Origin of the sequence: Streptomyces sp. NPDC004284 (genome assembly GCF_042874035.1) — a bacterium.
Classification (GTDB): Bacteria; Actinomycetota; Actinomycetes; order Streptomycetales; family Streptomycetaceae; genus Streptomyces.
Map to the genome: position 1 here is coordinate 259,620 of NZ_JBIAMJ010000003.1, position 18,131 is coordinate 277,750.

Annotated in this window: 15 protein-coding genes; 10 read left to right on the forward strand and 5 right to left on the reverse strand. The window is 73.2% G+C overall.

The genetic code is table 11. From position 1 onward, the window contains the following. Positions 1–23 precede the first annotated feature (23 nt). On the reverse strand, positions 24–248 hold the full coding sequence (locus ACFYUS_RS10820; RefSeq protein ID WP_388848365.1) for a heavy-metal-associated domain-containing protein: 225 nt from the start codon (positions 246–248) through the stop codon (positions 24–26). Between the two features lie 128 nt (positions 249–376). Here ACFYUS_RS10820 and ACFYUS_RS10825 point away from each other — a divergent pair, with 128 nt between their 5' ends. Continuing rightward, the gene (locus ACFYUS_RS10825; RefSeq protein ID WP_388848368.1) at positions 377–1,600 is read left to right on the forward strand and encodes a cation:proton antiporter; all 1,224 of its coding nucleotides are present in this window, start codon (positions 377–379) and stop codon (positions 1,598–1,600) included. A 162-nt stretch (positions 1,601–1,762) separates the two neighbouring features. Here the strand turns inward: ACFYUS_RS10825 and ACFYUS_RS10830 are convergent, their stop codons facing one another. Next, the gene (locus ACFYUS_RS10830) at positions 1,763–2,428 is read right to left on the reverse strand and encodes a TetR/AcrR family transcriptional regulator (RefSeq protein WP_388848371.1); all 666 of its coding nucleotides are present in this window, start codon (positions 2,426–2,428) and stop codon (positions 1,763–1,765) included. A gap of 164 nt (positions 2,429–2,592) precedes the next feature. Here ACFYUS_RS10830 and ACFYUS_RS10835 point away from each other — a divergent pair, with 164 nt between their 5' ends. After that, on the forward strand, positions 2,593–4,908 hold the full coding sequence (locus ACFYUS_RS10835; protein WP_388848374.1) for an MMPL family transporter: 2,316 nt from the start codon (positions 2,593–2,595) through the stop codon (positions 4,906–4,908). A 67-nt stretch (positions 4,909–4,975) separates the two neighbouring features. On the opposite strand, the gene ACFYUS_RS10840 is transcribed toward ACFYUS_RS10835, so the two are convergent. Both ACFYUS_RS10840 and ACFYUS_RS10845 read right to left on the reverse strand, forming a co-directional pair. Then, the gene (locus ACFYUS_RS10840; RefSeq protein ID WP_388848377.1) at positions 4,976–5,173 is read right to left on the reverse strand and encodes a helix-turn-helix transcriptional regulator; all 198 of its coding nucleotides are present in this window, start codon (positions 5,171–5,173) and stop codon (positions 4,976–4,978) included. Between the two features lie 261 nt (positions 5,174–5,434). Beyond that, positions 5,435–6,358: a sugar phosphate isomerase/epimerase family protein gene (locus ACFYUS_RS10845; protein WP_388848380.1), complete on the reverse strand. Its 924-nt coding sequence runs from the start codon at positions 6,356–6,358 to the stop codon at positions 5,435–5,437. A gap of 166 nt (positions 6,359–6,524) precedes the next feature. Between ACFYUS_RS10845 and iolC the strand changes: the two genes are divergently transcribed. The 6 genes from iolC to ACFYUS_RS10875 all read left to right on the forward strand — a co-directional run bounded on the left by iolC (position 6,525) and on the right by ACFYUS_RS10875 (position 15,472). Continuing rightward, on the forward strand, positions 6,525–7,538 hold the full coding sequence (gene iolC, locus ACFYUS_RS10850) for a 5-dehydro-2-deoxygluconokinase (RefSeq protein WP_388849161.1): 1,014 nt from the start codon (positions 6,525–6,527) through the stop codon (positions 7,536–7,538). 9 nt (positions 7,539–7,547) lie between these two features. Beyond that, positions 7,548–8,360 carry a 5-deoxy-glucuronate isomerase gene (iolB, locus tag ACFYUS_RS10855; protein ID WP_388848383.1) on the forward strand — a complete coding sequence of 271 codons (813 nt, stop codon included), beginning with the start codon at positions 7,548–7,550 and terminating at the stop codon, positions 8,358–8,360. Then, positions 8,357–10,207: a 3D-(3,5/4)-trihydroxycyclohexane-1,2-dione acylhydrolase (decyclizing) gene (iolD, locus tag ACFYUS_RS10860; RefSeq protein WP_388848386.1), complete on the forward strand. Its 1,851-nt coding sequence runs from the start codon at positions 8,357–8,359 to the stop codon at positions 10,205–10,207. The genes iolB and iolD overlap by 4 nt, the downstream gene beginning before the upstream one ends. Before the next feature lie 14 nt (positions 10,208–10,221). Further along, a complete protein-coding gene (gene mmsA / locus ACFYUS_RS10865; RefSeq protein ID WP_388848389.1) occupies positions 10,222–11,724 on the forward strand; it encodes a CoA-acylating methylmalonate-semialdehyde dehydrogenase in 1,503 nt (500 codons plus the stop codon). Between the two features lie 239 nt (positions 11,725–11,963). Continuing rightward, a complete protein-coding gene (locus tag ACFYUS_RS10870; RefSeq protein ID WP_388848392.1) occupies positions 11,964–14,600 on the forward strand; it encodes an alpha/beta fold hydrolase in 2,637 nt (878 codons plus the stop codon). Further along, positions 14,597–15,472, forward strand: coding sequence for an ABC transporter permease (locus tag ACFYUS_RS10875; protein WP_388848395.1), 876 nt, complete (start codon positions 14,597–14,599; stop codon positions 15,470–15,472). Before ACFYUS_RS10870 ends, ACFYUS_RS10875 begins: the two co-directional genes overlap by 4 nt. A gap of 6 nt (positions 15,473–15,478) precedes the next feature. Here the strand turns inward: ACFYUS_RS10875 and ACFYUS_RS10880 are convergent, their stop codons facing one another. Further along, a complete protein-coding gene (locus ACFYUS_RS10880) occupies positions 15,479–16,195 on the reverse strand; it encodes a DNA-binding response regulator (protein WP_388848398.1) in 717 nt (238 codons plus the stop codon). Positions 16,196–16,377: 182 nt separating this feature from the next. Between ACFYUS_RS10880 and ACFYUS_RS10885 the strand changes: the two genes are divergently transcribed. Continuing rightward, complete coding sequence (locus ACFYUS_RS10885; RefSeq protein ID WP_388848401.1) at positions 16,378–16,836, forward strand: DUF1772 domain-containing protein; 459 nt, start codon at positions 16,378–16,380, stop codon at positions 16,834–16,836. Between the two features lie 331 nt (positions 16,837–17,167). Next, positions 17,168–18,073: a BTAD domain-containing putative transcriptional regulator gene (locus tag ACFYUS_RS10890; RefSeq protein ID WP_388848404.1), complete on the forward strand. Its 906-nt coding sequence runs from the start codon at positions 17,168–17,170 to the stop codon at positions 18,071–18,073. Positions 18,074–18,131: the final 58 nt, after the last annotated feature.

Below are 18,131 nucleotides of genomic sequence, written 5' to 3' on the forward strand. Positions count from 1 at the left end.
TGCCGCGAGGCTGCGGAGGCGGGTCAGACCAGCTCGTAGCCGGCCTCGTCCACGGCGGCGGCGACGGCCTCGCGGTCGAGGGGGGCGGCGGAGACGACGGTGACCTCGCCGGTCTTGGCGACGGCGGTGACCGAGGAGACGCCGGCGATCGCGGAGATCTCGCCGGAGACCGCGCCCTCGCAGTGACCGCAGGTCATGCCCTTGACCTGGTAGACGGTGGTGAGTTCGGTCTGCGTCTCTGCGGACATGGTGGTCTCCTCTTGGGGGTTCAGCGTCTTACGGTAACGAGACTATACCCCTGGGGGGTATAAGTCCAGGGATCGTCGGCTCGCGGCGCGGCCCGGCGGGTCGTCGGGGCCTATGGTAAATACCCGATATGTCGCATTCGGGGAGCACGCTCGTTCTGATCATGGCGATCGCCGTCCTGGCGCCGCTGCTCGCCTACGGGGTGGGGCGCTGGCTCCCCGTCCCCCTCGTCATCTTCGAGATCCTGCTCGGCATCCTCATCGGCCCCGACGTCCTCGACTGGGCCCGGCCCGACGCGCTGATCGACGGGCTCTCCCAGCTCGGCCTCGCCATGCTGATCTTCCTCGCCGGGTACGAGATCGAGTTCGGCAAGGTCCGCGGCGACACCCTCAGGCGCTCCGTGTGGGCCTGGGTGATCGCCCTCGCCCTAGGGCTCGGCACCGGCGTCCTGCTCGGCGGCGGCTACACCAAGGGCGTTTTCATCGGCGTCGCCCTGACCAGCACCGCGCTCGGCACCGTCCTGCCGGTGCTGCGGGACTCCGGCGACCTCCACGGGCGCTTCGGCTCGGTCGTCATGGCCTTCGGCGCGGTCGGCGAGTTCGGCCCGATCATCGCGATGGCGCTGCTGCTCAGCGGGCGGGGCGCCGCCGAGTCCACCGCCCTCCTCGCCGTCTTCGCCGCGCTCACGGCCGGGGCCGTCGTCTGGGCGCTGCGGCCCCGCCCGCCGTGGTTCTCGAAGGTCATCGCCAAGACCCTGCACAGCAGCGGCCAGTTCGCGGTCCGCTTCGTCTTCCTGCTGCTCGCCCTGATGCTCGGGGCGTCCACGGCGCTCGGGCTCGACGTCCTGCTCGGCGCCTTCGCGGCCGGACTCATCACCCGGCTCGTGCTGACCGGGGCCGCGCCCGAATCCGGGCCGGAGATCCTGGAGAAGGTCGAGGGCGTCGGCTTCGGCTTCCTCGTCCCCGTCTTCTTCGTCGTCACCGGCATCGAGTTCGACCTCGACTCGCTCCTCGACGGAGGCCGGACCCTGCTCCTGCTGCCGGTCTTCCTGCTGCTCTTCCTGCTCGTGCGCGGCGGTCCGATCTGGTTCCTCGCCCCGCGCGACCTCGACCGCGAGGACCGGGGCGGGCTCGTCCTCTACGGCTCCACGGCGCTGCCGCTCGTCGTCGCGATCACCACCATCGGCGTGGACGACAAGGAACTGACGGCCGGCGAGGCGGCGGCGCTCGTCGGCGCCGGAATGCTCTCCGTACTGATCTTCCCGCTGCTCGCCCTGAAACTGCGGGCACGGAAGGGGGGCGCGGAAGGCGGGGTGCCGTCCGTGGAGTCGGTCGGTGGGGCGGAGTCGTGGTGACCGATCCGCCGGTCGGTGGGGTGAGGGTGTGGTGACCGGCCCGTCGACCGGCGGGGAGGGGCGAGGGTGTGGTGGCCGGCCTGCCGGTCGGTGGGGTGAGGGTGTGGTGACCGGCCCGTCGACCGACGGGGAGGGGCGAGGGTGTGGTGGCCGGCCTGCCGGTCAGTGGGGTGAGGGCGTGGTGGCCGGCCCGTCGACCAGCGGGGAGAGGTAGCGGAGGAGGACCGTCTTCAGCTCGGCGATCGTCGCGTCCCGCTCGGCGCCCTCGGGGGCGGCCAGGATCAGATCCAGGCCGCCCTTGAAGATCGCGAAGGTCATGTCGGCGATCCGGGCGCGCTCCTCGGGCGACAGCGCGGGGGCGTAGTACGCGATCACGTCCCGCACCGAGTTCAGCAGGTTGGTGTGCAGGGCGTCGTGCTCCTCGGCGATCCGGCCGGGCACGTCGGAGCCGTGCATCAGGGCGAGGAAGACCGGGTTCTCGCAGTTGAACTCGATCAGCGGGTCGACGACGACGTCGAGCAGCTCGGGCAGCGGCAGGGTGAGGTTCGCCGGGGTGAACGCCTGGCCGTGGGCCTCCCGCATCTCGCTGAGGAGGCGCTCGCCGAGCTCTATCGCGATGGCCTCCTTGTTCGGGAAGTACTGGTAGAGCGTGCCGGGCGAGACGCTCGCCTCCCGGGCGATCGCGTTGGTGCTGGTCGCCGTGTACCCGTACGCGCAGAAGACGTTCGCGGCGGCCTGGAGCAGCTGCGCGATGCGGCGCTCGCCGCGCGCCTGGCGTCGGCGCGGCTTCGGTTCTTCGGACACGTCTCCGGATGCGACTTCGGACATGGCTGTCCCCAGGTCTCCTCAACACGTTTGACAAACACGAGAGGTCACTCGCATTCTTGAGAAACGCGAGCGATCACTCGTGTTTGCCAGTCTATGGCAATGGGCGGCCCCCGCGACCTGCCGGGAAGCGCGTGCGGGGGCCACGGTGAAGGGGACACCGCGTCATGTCCGAAGTCAAGAAAGCACCTCCCGGTGGCGGGGGCGGCGGGGGATGGACGCGGTTCGTGACCGCCCGGCCGCGCCTCACCCTCCTGGTGGCCCTGGTGCTCACCACACTCGCCGTCCTCGCGGGCGGCGGCGTCGCGGACCGCATGGGCAGCGGCGGCTGGGAGGACCCGGCCGCCGAGTCGACCCACGCCACCGAGGCCCTGGAGCGGCAGTTCCCCGGCTCCCAGCCGAACGTGCTGCTCCTCGTCGACGCGGGGAAGGCCGGGGGCGGTGGAGCCGGCGGGGCCGCCCGCGTCGACGACCCGGCCGTCGCCGCCGAGGCCCGGCGGCTCGCCGAGCGGCTCGACGCCGAACCGGGCGTCGACGGCGTCGGCTCCTACTGGTCCACCGGCTCGCCCGCCCTCCGCTCCGAGGACGGACGCCAGGCCGTGATCGCCGCCCGGATCGCCGGCGACGAGAAGGACGCCTCCGCCGTCCTCGACCGGATCGCCCCCGCGTACCGGGGCACCCACGGCCCCGTCGAGGTCTCCCTCGGCGGCGGACTCGCCGTCCGGCACGAGATGCAGACGATCATCCAGGAGGACCTGCTGCGGGCCGAGCTCATCGCCCTGCCCCTCACCCTGATCCTGCTCGTCATGGTCTTCGGCAGCGCCGTCGCCGCCCTGCTGCCGCTCGGCGTCGGCATCGTCGCCATCCTCGGGACGAACGCCGTCCTGCGCGGCATCACCGAGTTCACCGACGTCTCCGTCTTCGCGCAGAACCTGACGACCGCCCTCGGGCTCGGACTCGCCATCGACTACGCCCTGTTCGTCGTCCGCCGCTACCGCGAGGAACTCGCGGCCGGCGCCGACACCCGCACCGCCGTCCGCACCACACTGCGCACGGCCGGGCGCACCGTGCTCTTCTCCGCCCTGACCGTCGCCGTCTCGCTCGCCGCGATGCTGGTCTTCCCGCAGTACTTCCTGCGCTCCTTCGCGTACGCCGGGATCGCCGTCGTCCTGCTCGCCGCCACCGCCGCGCTCACCCTGCTCCCGGCCGCCCTCGTGCTGCTCGGCGACCGGGTCAACGCCCTCGACCTGAGGCGCCTCTTCGGGCGCGGCCACGCGCCCCGGAAGGACGGCGAGGCCGCCACCGGGGCCGACCGCGAGGACGCCGGCGGGGCCTGGTGGGGGCGGGCGGCCGCCCTGGTGATGCGCCGGGCGCCCGTCTTCGCCGTGGTCACCACCGCCGGGCTCGTCCTCCTCGGGACGCCCTTCCTCGGCGTGAAGTTCGGCACCGCCGACGACCGCCAGCTCCCCGTCACCGCCTCCTCCCGGGTCGTCCAGGACCGGCTGAGGGACGGCTTCCCCGGCAACCCGGGCGGAACCGTCACCGTCCTCGCCGAGGGGGCGACCACCCCCGCGCGGTACGCCGACTACCGCGAGCGGATCGCCGCCCTCGACGGCGTCGTCCGGGTCGAGGGGCCCGTCACCGCCGGCGGCGGGACCGCCTACTTCACCGTGGTGCCCGAGGGCGAGACCGTCGGCGCCGACGCCCAGCGGGTCGTCGGGGAACTGCGCGCGACCGAAGCGCCGTTCGCGACCTCCGTCACCGGACCGGCCGCCGTCCTCGTCGACTCCAAGGACGCCATCGGCGAGCGGCTCCCCTGGGCGGCCGGGATCATCGTCCTCGTCACCCTGCTCCTCGTCTTCCTCCTGACCGGCAGCGTCCTCGTGCCGGTCCAGGCCGTCCTCCTCAACGCCCTCAGCCTCACGGCGATGTTCGGCGCCGTGGTCTGGGTCTTCCAGGAGGGCCACCTCTCCGGCCTCCTCGGCTTCACCGCCACCGGCGACATCGAGACCACCCTGCCCGTGCTCATGTTCTGCGTGGCCTTCGGACTCTCCATGGACTACGGGGTGTTCCTGCTCTCCCGCATCAAGGAGGAGTACGACGCCACCGGCGACCACGAGCACTCCGTCCGCTTCGGACTGCGCCGCACCGGCGGCCTCATCACCGCCGCCGCCGTGATCCTCGCCGTCGTCATGGTCGCCATCGGCACCTCCCGCGTCACCAACACCAAGATGCTCGGACTCGGCGTCGCCCTCGCCGTCCTCATGGACGCGACGGTGGTCCGCAGCCTCCTCGTCCCCGCCGTGATGAAGCTGACCGGCCGCCTCACCTGGTGGGCCCCGGGACCGCTGCGCCGCTTCCACGACCGCTTCGGCATCAGCGAGACGGACACCCCGGCCACCGCCGACACCGAGAGAAACGCCGGTGCCGGTGCCGGTGCCGACGCCGGTTCCGGAGGCAGGACGTACAGCTCCGCCCGCTGACCCGCACGGCAGGACGCCGGGCTCCGGACGGGGGATCCGGAGCCCGGCGTACGGGGCGGGACGGGGGTCAGTCGCGGCGGGCCCGGTTGCCGGGGCGGCTGGCGACCCAGGCGCGGATCGTGTCCGCGTACCAGTAGGGCTTGCCGGACTCCACGCGGTCGGGTGTCGGAAGAAGCCCGTGCTTCCGGTAGGAGCGGACCGTGTCGGGCTGCACGCAGATGTGCGCGGCGATGTCCTTGTACGTCCAGAGTCTGGTGTCCGTCATGCCTGGTACCTCCCTGCGCGCCGCGCAGCGGCGGCGGGGGTGCCGTTCGGGGGCGCTGCGGGCGGGCGGTTGCGATCAATCAGCCTGTGCCCGTTGCAACGTCCCTTCCGACAGGAGGAGAGCGGCTGTCGAACGCCTGTGACGCAAAGCCCGCGTAAGGGAGACAAACGTGACGGAGGAGGGACCCGCGTGACGGAAACGGCACAGGCGACCACCGGTGTGTCCGCGTGCGTCACCGCTGGTCAGAGCGGTATGCGCCGCTCACACCCCGCACGAGCGGAGGAAGCGCCGGGTGCGCAGGGCGATCGGGTACGGGACGTCCGGCTCGCACGGGTACATGTCCTGCTCGACGATCGCGAACAGGTCCACCTCCAGGGCCGACGCGGCGGCGAGCACCGGTTCGAGCGCCGGCACCCCGGACGGCGGCTCGCACATCACGCCCCGCGCCACCGCCGGACCGAACGGCACCCCCTCGGCGACCACCCCGGCCAGGACCTCCGGATCGACCTGCTTGAGATGGAGGTAGCCGATCCGCTCCCCGTACGTCTCGATCAGCTTGACGCTGTCCCCGCCGGCGTACGCGTAGTGCCCGGTGTCCAGGCAGAGCGCGACCGCGTCCGGGTCGGTGGCGTCGAGGAAGCGCGTCACGCTCTCCTCGCCGTCGAGGTGGGTGTCGGCGTGCGGATGGACCACGATCCGCAGCCCGTACCGCTCGCGCACCTCCCGGCCCAGACGCTCCGTCAGCCCCGTCAGGTCCCGCCACTGCCCGGCGGTGAGCACGGGGTCCTCCAGGACCTCGCCCGTCCGGTCGTCCCGCCAGAACGACGGGATGACGACGAGGTGGTCCGCGCCCATGGCCTGGGCGAGGGCGGCGTTCTCCGCGACGTGCGCCCAGGTCCGGTCCCAGACGTCCGGGCCGCGGTGGAGCCCCGTGAAGACCGTGCCCGCCGAGACCCGCAGGCCGCGCCGCGCGGTCTCCTCCGCGAGGACGCCCGGGTCGGTGGGCAGATAGCCGTACGGGCCGAGCTCGATCCATTCGTAGCCGGCCCCCGACACCTCGTCGAGGAAGCGCTGCCACGGCACCTGCCGGGGATCGTCGGGGAACCACACGCCCCAGGAGTCCGGGGCGGAGCCGATCCGGATGCGGGACTGCGAGGACGACGGCTGCGGCGACGACTTCGTCATGCCTGCCACCTTGACCGGGGTCCGAGAGCAGCGTCAAGCAGTCGTCCGAATGTCCGGACATATCGTTGACACGCCTCCCGGCGGACGACTAGACCTGGGGACGGAGCCGACGGCGGGTCCGACCGAGAGGTGGCGCGTGGAGACGGAGCCGTACGACCTGATCACCATGGGGCGCCTCGGCGTGGACCTGTATCCGCTCCAGACCGGCGTCGGCCTCGACCGGGTCGAGACCTTCCGCAAGTTCCTCGGCGGCTCCCCGGCCAACGTGGCCGTCGCCGCCGCCCGCCTCGGCCGCCGCACCGCGCTGATCTCCCGCACCGGCGCCGACCCCTTCGGCGGCTATCTGCGCCGCGAGCTCAAGGGCTTCGCCGTGGACGACCGCTGGGTGACGGAGGTCGACGCGTACCCCACCCCCGTCACCTTCTGCGCGCTCTTCCCGCCCGACGACTTCCCGCTCTACTTCTACCGCCGCCCGAAGGCCCCCGACCTGGAGATCCGGCCGGAGGAGCTCGACCTCGACGCGATCCGCGCCGCCCGGGTCTTCTGGGCGACCGGCACCGGCCTGTGCGCCGAACCCAGCCGCACCGCCACCCTGGAGGCGCTGCGGGTCAGGTCCGGCCGGGAGACGACGGTCCTCGACCTGGACTGGCGGCCGATGTTCTGGGCGGACCCGGCGGCGGCCCGCCCGTACTACGCCGAGGCGCTGCGGCACGCGACCGTCGCCGTCGGCAACCTCGACGAGTGCGAGGTCGCCACCGGGCAGCGGGAGCCGGAGGCCGCCGCCCGCGCCCTCCTCGCGACCGGCGCGGTCCGGCTCGCCGTCGTCAAGCAGGGCCCCGCGGGCGTCCTCGCGCTCGCCGCCGACGGGACCCGCGCCGAAGTGCCGCCGCTGCCGGTCGAGGTCGTCAACGGGCTCGGCGCGGGCGACGCGTTCGGCGGGGCGCTCGTCGACGGCCTCCTCGCCGGCCGGGACCTCGGCACCGTCCTGCGCCGCGCCAACGCCGCCGGCGCGATCGTCGCGGGCCGCCTCGCCTGCTCCTCCGCCATGCCGGACGCCGCGGAGATCGCCGCGGCCCTCGCGACGGGCGGCGGCACCCTGCCGGACGCCCTCGGGTCGGGCGGCGGCACCTTGCCGGACGCCTCCGGGCCGGGCGGCGGCACCCTGCCGGAACGAGGGTAGGGATCCGCCATGGAAACGAGTCTCCACCTGCCCGCAGGGACCGCCGCCCGTGGGCCGTACGCCGTCGACATCGACCCCGAGCGGGCCGGATGGACGTACTCCGCGCTCCGGATCCTCGCCCTCGGACCGGGGGAGAACCACTCCTTCGAGAGCGGGGATCGCGAATGGGTCGTGCTTCCCCTCGCCGGTGCCTGTAGCGTGCGCGTCGACGGCGAGATCCTCGAACTCCTGGGCCGCGCGAGCGTGTTCGAAGGAGTGACCGACTTCGCCTATGTACCGCGCGACGCCCACGCCCAGATCGCCTCCGGCGCGGGAGGCCGCTTCGCTTTGGCAGGAGCGAAGTGCGAGCGACGACTCCCCGCCCGCTACGGCCCCGCGCCGGAGGTTCCCGTCGAGACCCGGGGCAGCGGGAACCGCGCCCGCCGCGTCCGGAACTTCGCCTCGGCCGACGCCTTCGACTGCGACCGGCTCATCGCCGTCGAGGTGGTCACGCCCGGCGGGAACTGGTCCTCCTACCCACCGCACAAGCACGACGAGCACCGGCCCGGCGCCGAATCCGTCCTGGAGGAGATCTACTACTACGAGGTCCAGGGCCCCCACGGCTACGGATACCAGCGGATCTCGCCCTCCCGGCCCGGCGGCGCCGCACTCCTCGCCGAGGTGCGGGGCGGCGACGCGGTCCTCGTCCCCGACGGCTGGCACGGGCCCTCGATCGCCCAGCCGGGGCACGACCTCTACTACCTCAACGTCATGGCGGGCCCCGGACCCGAAAGGGAGTGGAAGATCTGCTTCCACCCGGACCACACGGAGGGATACGCATGAGGCTCACCGTCGCGCAGGCCCTCGTCCGCTTCCTCGCCGCCCAGCACACCGAGCGCGACGGCGTCCGGCAGCGGCTCGTCACCGCCACCTGGGGCATCTTCGGCCACGGCAACGTCGCCGGCATCGGCCAGGCGCTGGTCGAGGAGCAGGGCATGCCCTTCCACCAGGGCCGCAACGAGCAGGCCATGGTGCACGCCGCCGTCGGCTACGCCCGCCAGAAGAACCGGCTCTCCGCGCACGCCGTCACCACCTCCATCGGCCCCGGCGCCACCAACCTCGTCACCGGCGCCGCCCTCGCCACGATCAACCACCTCCCGGTCCTCCTGCTGCCCGGCGACACCTTTGCCGGCCGCCCCGCCGACCCCGTCCTCCAGCAGCTCCAGGTCCCCTCCGCGGGCGACGTGTCCGTCAACGACTGCCTGCGCCCGGTGTCGCGCTACTTCGACCGGATCACCCGGCCCGAGGCCCTGATCCCGGCCGCCCTCGCCGCCGTACGCGTCCTCGCCGACCCCGTCGAGACCGGCGCCGTGACCCTCGCCCTGCCCCAGGACGTGCAGGCCGAGGCGTACGACTGGCCGGAGGAGTTCTTCGCCGAGCGGATCTGGCCCGTCCGCCGCCCCCGCCCCGACGCGGACGGGCTCGACGCCGCCGTCCGGGCCGTGAAGGCCGCGAAACGACCGCTGATCATCGCGGGCGGCGGCGTGAAGTACAGCGGCGCCGAGGACGCGCTGCGCGAGTTCGCCGAGCGCACCGGCCTGCCCGTCGCCGGCACCCAGGCCGGCAAGGGCGTCCTCCCGTACGACCACTGGTGCGACGTCGGCGGCATCGGCCACACCGGCACCGACACCGCCAACGTCCTCGCCCGCACCGCCGACCTGATCATCGGCGTCGGCACCCGCCTCACCGACTTCACCACCGCGTCCGGCACCCTCGTCCGCCCCGACACGCCGTTCCTCAACCTCAACATCGCCGGCTTCGACGCCCACAAGCAGGCCGCGCTGCCCCTCGTCGCCGACGCCCGCGAGGGCCTCACCGCCCTCACCGGGGCGCTCGGCGGCCACCGGCGGACGAGGGCCGACTGGTTCCACTCGAAGAAGGCCTGGCAGGAGCGGACCGACACCGCCTACGCCGCCCCCGACGAGGACGCCCGCCCCACCCAGACCCAGGTCCTCGGCGTACTCGACACTCTGGTCGACACCAGCGACATCCTGATCAACGCCGCCGGCTCGCTCCCCGGCGACCTCCACAAGCTCTGGCGGACCCGCTCCCCGGACCAGTACCACGTCGAGTACGGCTACTCCTGCATGGGCTACGAGATCCCCGCGGCCATCGGCGTCCTGCTCGCCGCGCCCGGCCGGCCCGTCTGGGCCCTCGTCGGCGACGGTACATACTTGATGAATCCCACCGAAATCGTCACCGCCGTCCAGGAACGGCTGCCCCTGAAGCTGATCATCCTGCAGAACCACGGATACGCCTCCATCGGCGGTCTCTCCGAGGCCGTCGGCGCCGAGCGGTACGGCACCGACTACCGCCACCGCACGGACGACGGCGGCTTCACCGGACCGCCGCTCCCCGTCGACCTCGGCGCCAACGCCGCCTCCCTCGGCATGCGGATCCTGCGCCCGCGCACCGTGCGTGACCTGCGGGAAGCCCTCGCGGATGCCCGGACAGCCACGGATCCCACATGTGTCTACGTCGAGACCGAAACGGCAGACAGTGTGTCGGGCCCGCCCCCGGCCCAGGCGTGGTGGGATGTGCCCGTGGCCGAGACGTCGACCCGCCCGTCGGCGGTCGAGGCCCGCGAGGAGTACGACCGGCACGTCACCGCCCGACGCCGCCATCTCTGAAGGAGTAACTCGTCATGACGAAGAGCGTCCACCACTGGATCGGTGGCAAGACCGTCGAGGGCACGTCGGGCAACTGGGGCCCGGTCACCGACCCGGCCACCGGTGCCGTCACCACCCAGGTCGCCCTCGCCTCGGTGGAGGAGGTCGACGCGGCCGTCGCCGCCGCGAAGGACGCCTTCGCCACCTGGGGCAACTCCTCGCTCGCCCAGCGCACCACGATCCTCTTCAAGTTCCGCGCGCTGCTCGACGCCAACCGCGACGCGATCGCCGAGCTGATCGTCGCCGAGCACGGCAAGGTCCACTCCGACGCGCTCGGCGAGGTCGCCCGCGGCCTGGAGATCGTCGACCTGGCCTGCGGCATCACCACCCAGCTCAAGGGCGAGCTCTCCACCCAGGTCTCGAACCGCGTGGACGTGGCCTCGATCCGCCAGCCCGTCGGCGTCGTCGCCGGCATCACGCCCTTCAACTTCCCGGCCATGGTGCCGATGTGGATGTTCCCGATCGCCATCGCGACCGGCAACACCTTCATCCTCAAGCCGAGCGAGAAGGACCCCTCGCCGTCCCTGAAGATCGCCGAGCTGCTCGCCGAGGCGGGCCTCCCGGACGGCGTCTTCAACGTCGTCCACGGCGACAAGGTGGCCGTCGACCGCCTCCTGGAGCACCCGGACGTCTCCGCGGTCTCCTTCGTCGGCTCGACCCCGATCGCCCGCTACATCCACACCACCGCCTCCGCCAACGGCAAGCGCGTCCAGGCGCTCGGCGGCGCGAAGAACCACATGCTGGTCCTCCCGGACGCCGACCTCGACGCCGCCGCCGACGCGGCCGTCTCCGCGGCCTACGGCTCCGCCGGCGAGCGCTGCATGGCGATCTCCGCGGTCGTGGCCGTCGGCTCCATCGGCGACACGCTCGTCGAGAAGATCCGCGAGCGCGCCGAGAAGATCAAGATCGGCCCCGGCACCGACCCGACCTCCGAGATGGGCCCGCTCATCACGGCCGTCCACCGCGACAAGGTCGCCTCGTACGTGAAGGGCGCGGCGGACGAGGGCTGCGAGGTCGTCCTCGACGGCACCGGCTACACGGTCGAGGGCCACGAGAACGGCCACTGGATCGGCCTGTCCCTCCTGGACCACGTCCCGACCTCGGCCAAGGCCTACCAGGACGAGATCTTCGGCCCGGTGCTCTGCGTGCTGCGCGCCGAGACGTACGAGGAGGGCCTCGCCCTCATCAACGCCTCGCCGTTCGGCAACGGCACCGCGATCTTCACCCGTGACGGCGGCGCCGCCCGCCGCTTCCAGCTGGAGGTCCAGGCCGGCATGGTCGGCGTGAACGTGCCGATCCCGGTGCCGGTGGGCTACCACTCCTTCGGTGGCTGGAAGGACTCGCTCTTCGGCGACCACCACATCTACGGCAACGACGGCATCCACTTCTACACCCGCGGCAAGGTCGTCACCACCCGCTGGCCGGACCCGTCCGACGCCCCCGCCGGCGTCGACCTGGGCTTCCCGCGCAACCACTGACGCACAGTCGGCCGTCGGCCTCCGGGGTGCTGGACAGCACACCCCGGAGGCCGTCGGCGTACCGGTCAGCGGACCGCACCCGTTGTCCGCGGACCGCACTCGCTGTCCGCACCGCCGCCCTCGCTGTCGGCGTACCGCACCCGCTGTACGCCGACAGGGCCGCGTACGACCTGAGAAGGCCGCCGATCTCCGTCCGCGGTCAGCCGTGCCGCAAGGCCCGGCGGCCTAGGCTCGACGCCATGCGACTCCGACTTCCCCGGTGGGCCGCGGTCACCGCCGCGCTCGCCGTTCTCGCGGGTGCCGGCACGTGGGCCGCCGTCGCCCAGGACGATCCACCGCCCGTCAGCCGTGCGGACCGGATGCTCGACGTCGACGGGGTACGGCTCGACACCTCGTACTTCACCGGCCCCGGCGCCGGCCGGCGTCCCGCCGTCCTCCTCGGCCACGGCTTCGGCGGCTCCAAGGACGACGTCCGCGCCCAGGCCGAGGGCCTCGCCCGCGACGGCTACGCCGTCCTCACCTGGTCCGCCCGCGGCTTCGGCGCCTCCACCGGGCAGATCGGCCTCAACGACCCCGACCACGAGGTCAAGGACGTCTCGAAGCTGATCGACTGGCTCGCCGCCCGCCCCGAGGTCCTCCTCGACGAACCCGGCGACCCGCGCGTCGGCGTCACCGGCGCCTCGTACGGCGGCGCGATCTCCCTGCTCGCCGCCGGCCACGACCCGCGCGTCGACGCGATCGCCCCGCAGATCACCTACTGGAACCTCGCCGACGCCCTCTTCCCGAACGGCGTCTTCAAGAAGCTCTGGGCCGGGATCTTCTTCTCGACGGGCTCCCCGGCCACGGGCCGGGGGAACGACTCCTGCGGCCGGTTCACCGCCGAACTCTGCTCGCTCTACCAGCGCGTCGCCGTCTCCGGGAAGCCCGACGCCGCCGCCCGCGCCCTCCTCGAAGCCCGCAGCCCCGCCGCCGTCGGGTCCAGGATCAAGGTGCCCGCGCTCCTCGTCCAGGGCCAGTCCGACTCGCTCTTCACCCTCGCCCAGTCCGACGCCATGGCCCGCGCCCTCACGGCCGGCGGCGCCCCCGTCGCCGTCGACTGGATCGCCGGCGGCCACGACGGCGGCGACCGCGAGACCGAGCGCGTCGAGCGCCGCATCGGCACCTGGTTCGACCGCTGGCTGAAGCGCGACACCTCCGTCGACACCGGCCCCGCCTTCCGCGTCAGCCGCACCGGCGGCGTCGACTCCACCGACGGGCAGGCCACCCTGCGCGCCGCGACCGCCGACCGCTACCCGGGGCTCACCTCCGGCACCACGGACCTCGCCCTCGGCGGGCCGCCGCAGACCTTCACCAACCCCGCGGGCGCCGCACCGCCCGCCGTCTCCGCCGTCCCGGGCCTCGGCGGCGGACTCTCCGGGCTCTCCTCCCTCGGGGTCGGCCTCTCCCTCGACTTCCCCGGCCAGCACGCCCGCTTCGACGCGAAGCCGCAGACCGCGTCCCTGCGGATCACCGGCACGCCGACCGTCCGCGTCAAGGTCGCCTCCACCGCCGCCGACGGTTCCGCCGTCCTCTTCGCCAAGGTGTACGACGTGGGGCCCGACGGCCGGCAGCAGGTGCTGCCCGCCCAGCTCGTCGCCCCCGTCCGCGTCGACGGCGCCAAGGCCGGGAAGAGCGTCACGCTGACCCTGCCCGCGATCGACCACGAGGTGGAGGCCGGGCACCGGCTGCGGCTCGTCGTCGCCGCCACCGACCTCGGCTACGCCTCCCCGACGGTCCCCGCCGGCTACACCGTCGCCGTCGAGGGCCCGCTCACCGTGCCCACCGCGCCCGGCCTCTCCACCGAGGCCGCCGCCCTGCCCCGGTGGGTGTGGGGCCTGCCGCTCCTCGGCCTCGCCGGGGCCGCCGCCCTCCTGCTCACCGCCCGCCGGAAGACGGCCGCCCCCGCGCCCGACCCCGAACTGGCCGCCGTACCCCTCCAGATCACGGGCCTCTCCAAGAAGTACAAGGGCGGCGACCGGTACAGCGTCCGGGACCTGTCCTTCCGCGTCGAACAGGGCCAGGTCCTCGGCCTCCTCGGGCCGAACGGTGCGGGCAAGACCACCACCCTGCGCATGCTGATGGGCCTCATCACCCCCGATGAGGGCGAGATCCGGGTCTTCGGCCAGGCCGTCAGGCCGGGCGCCCCGGTCCTCTCCCGCGTCGGCTCCTTCGTCGAGGGCGCCGGATTCCTGCCGCACCTGTCGGGCCGGGAGAACCTGGACCTGTACTGGAAGGCCACCGGCCGCCCCGCCGAGGACGCCCATGTCGACGAGGCCCTGCGGATCGCGAACCTGGGCGGCGCCCTCGAACGCGCCGTCCGCACCTACTCGCAGGGCATGCGGCAGCGCCTCGCCCTCGCCCAGGCCATGCTGGGCCTGCCCGACCTGCTGATCCTCGACGAGCCGACCAACGGACTCGACCCGCCGCAGATCCGCGAGATGCGCGAGGTGATGATCCGGTACGCGGCCGGGGGCCGGACCGTCATCGTCTCCAGCCACCTCCTCGCCGAGGTCGAGCAGTCCTGCACCCATCTGGTCGTCATGGACCGGGGACGGCTCGTGCAGGCCGGACCGGTCGCCGAGATCACCGGCAACGGCGACACCCTCCTGGTGAGCCTGGCCGGGGAGATCGACGACGCCCTCGTCACGAAGATCGACGCCCTGACCGGCGTCGGCGCGGCGACCCGCACCGACGAAGGGCTCCTGGTCCGTCTCGACGGCATCGACCCGACCGCCCTCATCGGCGAACTCGTCCGCCTGGACGTGCCGCTGACCGGCGTCGGCCCCCACCGGCGTCTGGAGGACGCCTTCCTGACCCTGATCGGAGGAGCCGCGTGACCGCCACGGCCGCCCCGCCCACCACGCCGCCGGGCGCCCCCGGCTACCGGCCCGGACGCACCCTGCCCCTGCGCGTCGAGGCCCTCCGCCAGTGGAAGCGCCGGCGCACCCTGATCATGGGCGGCATCCTCGCCGCCCTGCCCTTCGTCCTCATCGCGGCCTTCGCGATCGGCGGCCCCGGGGACGGCGACCGCAACGGCCGCATCACCCTGATGGACACGGCGACGGCCTCCGGCGCCAACTTCGCGGCGACCTGCCTGTTCGTCTCGGCCGGCTTCCTCCTCGTCATTCCGGTGGCGCTGTTCTGCGGGGACACGATCGCCTCCGAGGCGAGCTGGTCCTCCCTGCGGTACCTGCTCGCCGCGCCCGTCCCGCGCTCCCGGCTCCTCGCCTCCAAGCTGGCGGTCGCCCTCGCCTACAGCGCGGCCGCGATGGTCCTCCTCCCGCTCGTGGCCCTGGCGGCGGGCACGGTCGCCTACGGCTGGGGCCCGCTCCAGCTGCCGACGGGCGGCTCCGTGCCGGCCGGGGACGCCCTGCTCAGGCTGGGGATCGCCGTCGCCTTCGTCTTCGCCTCCCAACTGGTCACCGCCGGCCTCGCCTTCTGGCTGTCCACCCGCACCGACGCCCCGCTGGGCGCGGTGGGCGGCGCCGTCGGCCTGACCATCGTCGGCAACGTCCTGGACGCCGTCACGGCGCTCGGCGACTGGCGCGACTTCCTGCCCGCGCACTGGCAGTTCGCCTGGATCGACGCGCTCCAGCCCCAGCTGGAGTGGGGCGGCATGGTGAAGGGAACGGCGATCTCCGTGACGTACGCCCTGGTCCTCTTCGCGCTCGCCTTCCGCGGCTTCGCCCGCAAGGACATCGTCTCTTAGCCGGTCTCACAACCACCCCCTCCGAGCCGCTTCCGCGCCCGCGCGGAAGCGGCTCGTCGTGCCGAGGGCCGCCATCAGGTCGCCCACCCTGCGGCTGTACGTCCGCGCGGACATGCCGAGCCGGGCGGCCGCCGTCTCGTCGGTGACCCCCGACAGGAGGGCGTCGAGCACCGGGCGCAGCTGGGGCGGCAGATCGCGGGGCGGCGGGGGAGGCGCCGCGTACGTCAGCTCCTCGGCCGCCGCCCAGCAGGCGTGATGGGCCCGGACGAAGGCCTGCACCACGACGGGGTCCCGGATCAGCAGCAGCCCGTTGTACAGCAGCTCCAGATCGAGCGGGACGGCGGCGACCGTCCGGTCGACGACGATCATCTTGAACGGGATGGCGTCGGCGAGGCGGGCCCGGCCGGGGAGCCGGAGCCCCCCTTCGAGCCGGGGCAGCGCATGCCGCGGCACGATCCGTCTGACCTCCTCGGCCCGCTCCGCCGCGGCCCGCATGCACGCTCCCGCCAGCTCCAGGAACGGCTCGGGGATCGCGCAGCCCGCGGACGCGACCGGGTCGTCGAAGGTCAGCAACTCGTGCCGGGTGGAGGCGGCCAGCCCGGCGAGTGCGGCGCTGATGCGCCGCGCGCCCCGGACCGGCCGCCCGGCGGGCCGCTGTCCCTCGGTCGCGGCCCGGTTCATCGCCGAACGGGCGAGCATCACGGAGCCCGCGCTCTCTGCCACCGCTGACCACCCCCGCCCGATCGATGTCCACTCCATGTACGCACGCGACTGCACACGGTGACAACCCCTGTTGGGAAGGATGGCGAATCCATGCCACCCGGGTTCACCCCTGTCGCGGTCGCCGCACCGGGATCCCTGCGCAACTCCTCCGTCCGCCCCGGGTGTCGGGACAGAATGGCGGCATGGCCACCCTGCTGCTCGCCCTCGCCGTCGGAAGCACCGGGCTCTACGCCGGCTTCCTGCTGATCTTCCAGACCGGGATCATGCCCGCGCTCGCCCGTCTGACGGACCCGGAGTTCGTCACGGCGATGCGCCGGATCAACGAGTACGTGCCGAGGGCCGTGTTCCTCACGGTCTTCCTCGGCGTGATCGCCTTCCCCGCCGCCGCGTTCCTCGTCCCCCAGGACGGGCGGACGGACACGCAGAAGTGGCTCGTCCTCGCGGGGCTCGTGTCCGCGGCCCTCAACCACCTGGTGACCATAGGCGGGAACGTCCCGCTCAACACGGCGCTGGCCGCCTCACAGGACGAGCCCGCGGCGGCCCGGGCCGCCTTCGAGAGGCGCTGGAACGGCTTCCATCGCGTGCGGACGGCCCTGATCACCCTCTCGTTCGGCCTCATCACCGCCGCCGCCGTGCTCTAGGGGCGCTCGAAAGCGCTCGGGAGGCGCTCGAGGAACCGTACCCCTCGGCCGGTTTCTGGCGTGATCTCGCGCGTGTCGACCCTCCTCGCATCCGCAAGGGCCCTGTGAAACCGTACCCCCGAGTCCTGAAACAGTCCTTTCTTGGACGTGAGATCTGCACAGTGACGAAATCCTGACACCTCAAAATCGTGACAAAGGTGGTGGATCACCTCGATATCCGAGGGAGTCGTTCCGTACCCTCCGGTTTCTTATTGACATGCCTACGGGGGTCTTTTCTAATCAACGGGAGTCATCCCGCGCACAGACACCGCACAGGCACTGAGGGGGCAAGGTGGACGTCCGGATTCTGGGGGGGCTGTCGGTACGTGAGAACGGGGTGTCGATCACCCCGACGGCGGCCGCTCCCCGGCAGCTGCTCGCCCTGCTCACGGCCAGCGCCGACCAGGTCGTGCCCGTGACGGTCCTGACCGAGGAACTGTGGCCGTCCGGCCCGCCGCGCGGCGCCCGTGCCGAACTCCAGTCGCACATAGCGGAGTTGCGGACGCTCATCACGGGCGCCCTGCGCGACGCCGAACCGGCCGAGCCGCGGCCCGGCTGGTCCGACCGGCGCACCGCCGACGCGATCCTGGTCTCCCAGCCCGGCGGCTACCGCCTCGACACCGGCGGCGGCACCAACGACGTCCGGCAGTTCGAGCGCGCGGCCGGCGCCGGCTACCGCGCCATGGAGGCCGGCGACCTCTCCCGCGCCGCGCTCCGCCTCGGCGAGGCCCTCGCCCTGTGGCGCGGCGAACCCTACGCGGGCGTGGCCGCGGGACCCCGGCTCCGCAGGGAGATCGAGCGCCTCGAAACCTCCCGGCTCAGCGTCCTCGACCAGTGGGTGGAAGCGCAGCTCGGCCTCGGCCGGCACAGCGAACTCGTCTCCGAGCTCACCGGACTCGTCGCCCGCTACCGCACCAACGAGCCCCTCCACGCCCACCTCATGGTCGCCCTGCTGCGCTGCGGACAGCCCGACGAGGCCCTCATCGTGTACGAGCGGCTGCGCGTCACCCTCAAGAGCGAGAACGGCATGGAGCCCTCGGCCCGCCTGCGCCGGCTCCAGCGCTCGGTCCTGACCGTGCGGGACACCGCCGGCCGCCCCGCGTACGGCCTCCGGATCCCCACGCAGTACATCCCCAGCCGGCGGATCCCCGCCCCGTACGCCCCCGACCGGCTCGTCCCGGCGGCCGCCGTCGGCTGACCCCGCGGCGGCCGTCCGGCGGTCGTCCGGCGGAGTGATCGCCCGCCACGGGGAATGA

What these genes read in the sequence shown, in the direction of transcription:
- mmsA (WP_388848389.1), top strand. Translation starts at nt 10,222, where the DNA reads ATGACGAAGAGCGTCCACCACTGGATCGGTGGCAAGACCGTCGAGGGC.
- ACFYUS_RS10830 (WP_388848371.1), bottom strand. Translation starts at nt 2,428, where the DNA reads ATGTCCGAAGTCGCATCCGGAGACGTGTCCGAAGAACCGAAGCCGCGC.
- ACFYUS_RS10870 (WP_388848392.1), top strand. Translation starts at nt 11,964, where the DNA reads ATGCGACTCCGACTTCCCCGGTGGGCCGCGGTCACCGCCGCGCTCGCC.
- iolB (WP_388848383.1), top strand. Translation starts at nt 7,548, where the DNA reads ATGGAAACGAGTCTCCACCTGCCCGCAGGGACCGCCGCCCGTGGGCCG.
- ACFYUS_RS10885 (WP_388848401.1), top strand. Translation starts at nt 16,378, where the DNA reads ATGGCCACCCTGCTGCTCGCCCTCGCCGTCGGAAGCACCGGGCTCTAC.
- ACFYUS_RS10835 (WP_388848374.1), top strand. Translation starts at nt 2,593, where the DNA reads ATGTCCGAAGTCAAGAAAGCACCTCCCGGTGGCGGGGGCGGCGGGGGA.
- ACFYUS_RS10845 (WP_388848380.1), bottom strand. Translation starts at nt 6,358, where the DNA reads ATGACGAAGTCGTCGCCGCAGCCGTCGTCCTCGCAGTCCCGCATCCGG.
- iolD (WP_388848386.1), top strand. Translation starts at nt 8,357, where the DNA reads ATGAGGCTCACCGTCGCGCAGGCCCTCGTCCGCTTCCTCGCCGCCCAG.
- ACFYUS_RS10820 (WP_388848365.1), bottom strand. Translation starts at nt 248, where the DNA reads ATGTCCGCAGAGACGCAGACCGAACTCACCACCGTCTACCAGGTCAAG.
- iolC (WP_388849161.1), top strand. Translation starts at nt 6,525, where the DNA reads ATGGGGCGCCTCGGCGTGGACCTGTATCCGCTCCAGACCGGCGTCGGC.
- ACFYUS_RS10840 (WP_388848377.1), bottom strand. Translation starts at nt 5,173, where the DNA reads ATGACGGACACCAGACTCTGGACGTACAAGGACATCGCCGCGCACATC.
- ACFYUS_RS10825 (WP_388848368.1), top strand. Translation starts at nt 377, where the DNA reads ATGTCGCATTCGGGGAGCACGCTCGTTCTGATCATGGCGATCGCCGTC.